This window comes from Spirulina sp. 06S082 (assembly GCF_034932145.1).
GTDB lineage: Bacteria > Cyanobacteriota > Cyanobacteriia > Cyanobacteriales > Spirulinaceae > CCY15215.
On the sequence record NZ_JAYGHV010000237.1, the window covers coordinates 1 to 3649 of the forward strand.

A 3649-nucleotide genomic window follows, 5' to 3' on the forward strand; every position below is an offset into this window, starting at 1 on the left:
GTACCGAGAGATGTAGCTCTTCGATGGGAATTTGACTGGTGGGATCTTCGTTGTCCTGTTCGTCTTCTTGAATGGACTCGAGGGTTAAATCCTTGAGGGGATTAAACAGTTCCACCACAATTCCCGCCGCTTGGGAAAGTGCTTCTTCGGGTTTGATCGTTCCGTTCGTCCAAATATCGAGAATTAGGCGATCTTTGGGAATTGCACCATCGAGAATCGTATCTTCGACAGCATAATTCACTTTGCTGACGGGCATGAAAACAGCATCAATTTGGAGGAAATCCAGAGAAGCGATTTCATCTTTGCCGCGATCGACGGCTCGATAGCCCTTTCCGCGCTCAATCCGAAATTCCATCTCCAATCGCGCCCCTTCTGCTAAGGTCGCAATATATTGGTTGCGATCGACGATTTGAACTTCCGAAGGCAGATCGAATTGTGCGGCTGTTACCGTTCCCGGTTCATTTGCGACCAATCTCCCAATTTGAGGGGTTGTTGCAAAGCTCTGAAACGCGATTTCCTTCATATTAAGAAGGATTTCTAGCACGTCCTCCCGAACCCCAGGAATTGTATCAAATTCGTGGTTGACTCCGGCAATGCGAACGGCGGTTGCGGCGGCTCCTTCTAAGTTTGCAAGCAAAACTCGCCGTAGAGCATTGCCAACAGTCGTTCCTTGTCCTCGTTCTAAGGGTTCGAGGATAAATTTGCTATATTGGCTTTGATTTTTGTGCGTTTTGGAATCCACGCATTCAATTTGAAATTGCGCCACGGCCTGTTACCTCTCCTGTTTGTCGTTGTCCCTTGGACTCTAAACTGAAGTCGAGAGATGGCAAGATTTTCTCGCTTTATCTTCTCGACCTGTCGGTTGCCATATTCCGACCTTGCCAACGCGATCGCTGGCACTAGACTCGACGACGTTTGGGGGGACGACAGCCGTTATGAGGAATGGGAGTCACGTCTCGAATTAACGTAATTTCCATGCCCGAGGCTTGCAAAGCACGAATCGCTGTTTCCCGTCCGGCTCCAGGACCGCTTACCATCACTTCTAACTGGCGCATTCCCTGTTCCATTGCTCGTCGTGCTGCACTGTCGGCAGCCGTTTGAGCCGCGAAGGGGGTTCCTTTTTTTGCGCCTTTAAAACCGCTCGATCCTGAAGAAGCCCAGGAAATGACATCGCCTTTGGCATCGGAAATCGTAACGATTGTATTGTTAAATGTGGAGGTAATATGAGCGATTCCGTTGGGGACATTCCGTTTTGTTTTTTTCGCTCCGCCTTTTTTTGTCGGTCGTGCCATGTTATCGGGTAATTAGGTAATAGGTAATGGGTAATGAGGTAATGAGTAATGAAATTATTTCTTAGAACTTGCCTTTTTCTTGCCGGCGATCGCCGCGCGTCTGCCTCGACGAGTCCGAGCATTGGTACGAGTTCGCTGCCCTCGCAGGGGCAAGCCCTGGCGGTGACGGCGACCTCTATAAGTGCCAATATCGATCAGGCGTTTGATGCTCATATTTTCCAGCCGTCTCAAATCCCCTTCGATTTGATAATTGGCTTCGATGAACGAGCGTAAGGTGGTTACGTCTTCGTCACTCAGATCTTTGACTCGAGTATCGGGGTTGATTCCTGTTTTGCTTAATATTGCTTGAGAACGTGACAAGCCGATCCCGTAAATATAAGTCAGTCCAATTTCAACGCGCTTGTTTCGAGGAAGATCTATTCCTGATATCTGTGCCACGGTTCTTTCTGCTGCTCCGTAAAATGAGAATATTGAAAATGCCTGAAAGAGTTTTGACTCGAATGACCTAGTTTTGCCAGAACGGTCTTTGGCTCTTTATCGGCTCTTAATGGTTTTTGAGTGGTCATGGTTAGAACCAGTGGTTCTTTGCCCGACTGCATCTTGCTTGGCAAATCTTGCAGGGCAAGACTAGAATAACAAGATGAGAACTAGCGGCAATTTTTGCGTTCTATCCCTGTCTTTGTTTGTGTTTGGGGTTAGAACAAATCACCATGACTCGACCGCGCCTGCGAATAACGCGGCATTTTTCACAAATCTTTTTGACTGATGCTCTAACTTTCATGCCTCTTTTTTGGCCACACTGCAAGCTTCTAATTATATCAATAATTGCGAACTTTAGCAAGTTTAAAAGCAATAATTAGTAAAATGCGTTGAACCTTTGATTATTTTGCTTGATTATTTTTTCCGCAGGCGATAGGTAATTCGTCCCTTGGTTAAATCGTAGGGGGTCAGTTCGACTTTGACGCGATCGCCTGGCAGGATTTTGATATAATTCCGGCGGATTTTACCGGAAATATGTGCCAAAACGTTAAAGCCATTATCCAGATCGACCCGGAACATGGCATTGGGAAGCGATTCAGTTACGGTTCCCTCCATTTCAATTAAGTCTTGTTTAGCCAATTTACTCCTATCCTATTAATTGTTTGTTTCTGTGATTAATCGTAGCAATAATTTACTGGAAACCCTTTAGATTTCAAGGATTGCTTGTAATGCCGTGCGAATTTCTTCGAGTTCGCGATCGCCATTGACGGAGTGCAAATTACCTTGTTTTTGGTAGTAATCGATCAGAGGTGCCGTTTTTTGCTGGTAAACGACCAAGCGATTGCGAATGGTTTCGAGGTTATCGTCTTGAGAGCGACCCCTTGCCATTAAGCGATCGATCAATACTTGTTCGGGGACCTCTAAATTGAGAACCCGTAAGGAATTTTCCTGGCCTTGAGACAAGAGGCGATTGAGAAAAGATGCTTGCTCTACCGTGCGCGGGAACCCATCTAATATCCACCCTTTTTCGGCATCGGGTTCCTGCAAACGCTCTCGTACCAGGTCAGAAACGAGAGCATCGGGAACCAGATCCCCTTTATCCATGTAGGATTTAGCCTGTTGACCCAGGGGTGTATTGTTGGCGATCGCGCCACGTAAAATATCCCCCGTGGAAATATGGGGAATATTCACTGTTTCGGCTAACAGTTGAGCCTGAGTGCCTTTTCCAGCGCCTGGAGGTCCTAAAAAAATCAATTGATAAGTCATTTTGTTATTCGGTAATTGGCGATCGTTAAGGATTACTGGTTAGGAATTACGCAGTTAGGGAGCGAGACGCTCCCACTACCATAAGTATTGTTATGGTGGTGCGGGCATCTTGCCCGCTAATGGATAAGTTAATTACCAACCCATAACCCACAACAAATTACTGTTTCACCATGCCTTCATAGCGTTGAGAAATGACATAGGTTTGAATCTGCTTGGCAGTATCGATCGCCACCCCCACTAAAATAAGCAAGGATGTTGCACCCAATCCTCTCAAGGTTTGAATTCCGAGTAGGCTTTCCACTGCCGTCGGTACTGTAGAAACAATCCCTAAAAACATTGCCCCTAAGAAAGTTAGACGATTAATCGTTCGTTCTAAATATTCGCTAGTGGCTTTTCCCGGACGAATTCCCGGAATGCTGGAGCCCATTTTTTTCAAGTTTTGGGACATATCAACGGGATTGACAATTAAAGAAGCATAGAAATAGCTAAAAAAGACAATCAACGTAAAGAAAACCAGCACGTAAGCCCAAGGAGTCGGTCCATTAATACTGATGTAATTAGAGAAACGATTTAAACCTTCATGCAGTTGCCCTAACAACCCTTCTTTTCCT

General features: G+C 45.8%; 7 protein-coding genes. All 7 read right to left on the reverse strand.

The features are described from left to right. Positions 1–766, reverse strand: a 766-nt coding sequence (locus VB714_RS15045) for a DNA-directed RNA polymerase subunit alpha (protein WP_323225425.1), incomplete at its 3' end; no start/stop codon positions are given. A gap of 133 nt (positions 767–899) precedes the next feature. Further along, positions 900–1292, reverse strand: a complete 393-nt coding sequence (rpsK, locus tag VB714_RS15050) for a 30S ribosomal protein S11 (protein WP_204104889.1) — start codon at positions 1290–1292, stop codon at positions 900–902. Between the two features lie 54 nt (positions 1293–1346). Next, positions 1347–1730 (reverse strand): 30S ribosomal protein S13, encoded by a 384-nt coding sequence (gene rpsM, locus VB714_RS15055; RefSeq protein ID WP_323225426.1) that lies wholly within the window; start codon positions 1728–1730, stop codon positions 1347–1349. A gap of 229 nt (positions 1731–1959) precedes the next feature. Then, entirely contained in the window at positions 1960–2073 is a 114-nt protein-coding gene (gene rpmJ, locus VB714_RS15060; protein WP_006618079.1) for a 50S ribosomal protein L36, read from the reverse strand. A 113-nt stretch (positions 2074–2186) separates the two neighbouring features. Next, positions 2187–2411 (reverse strand): translation initiation factor IF-1, encoded by a 225-nt coding sequence (gene infA / locus VB714_RS15065; protein WP_008191178.1) that lies wholly within the window; start codon positions 2409–2411, stop codon positions 2187–2189. A gap of 66 nt (positions 2412–2477) precedes the next feature. Continuing rightward, positions 2478–3038 (reverse strand): adenylate kinase, encoded by a 561-nt coding sequence (locus VB714_RS15070; RefSeq protein WP_323225429.1) that lies wholly within the window; start codon positions 3036–3038, stop codon positions 2478–2480. Between the two features lie 157 nt (positions 3039–3195). Beyond that, on the reverse strand, positions 3196–3649 hold a 454-nt coding region (locus VB714_RS15075; RefSeq protein WP_416309694.1), incomplete at its 5' end, for a preprotein translocase subunit SecY.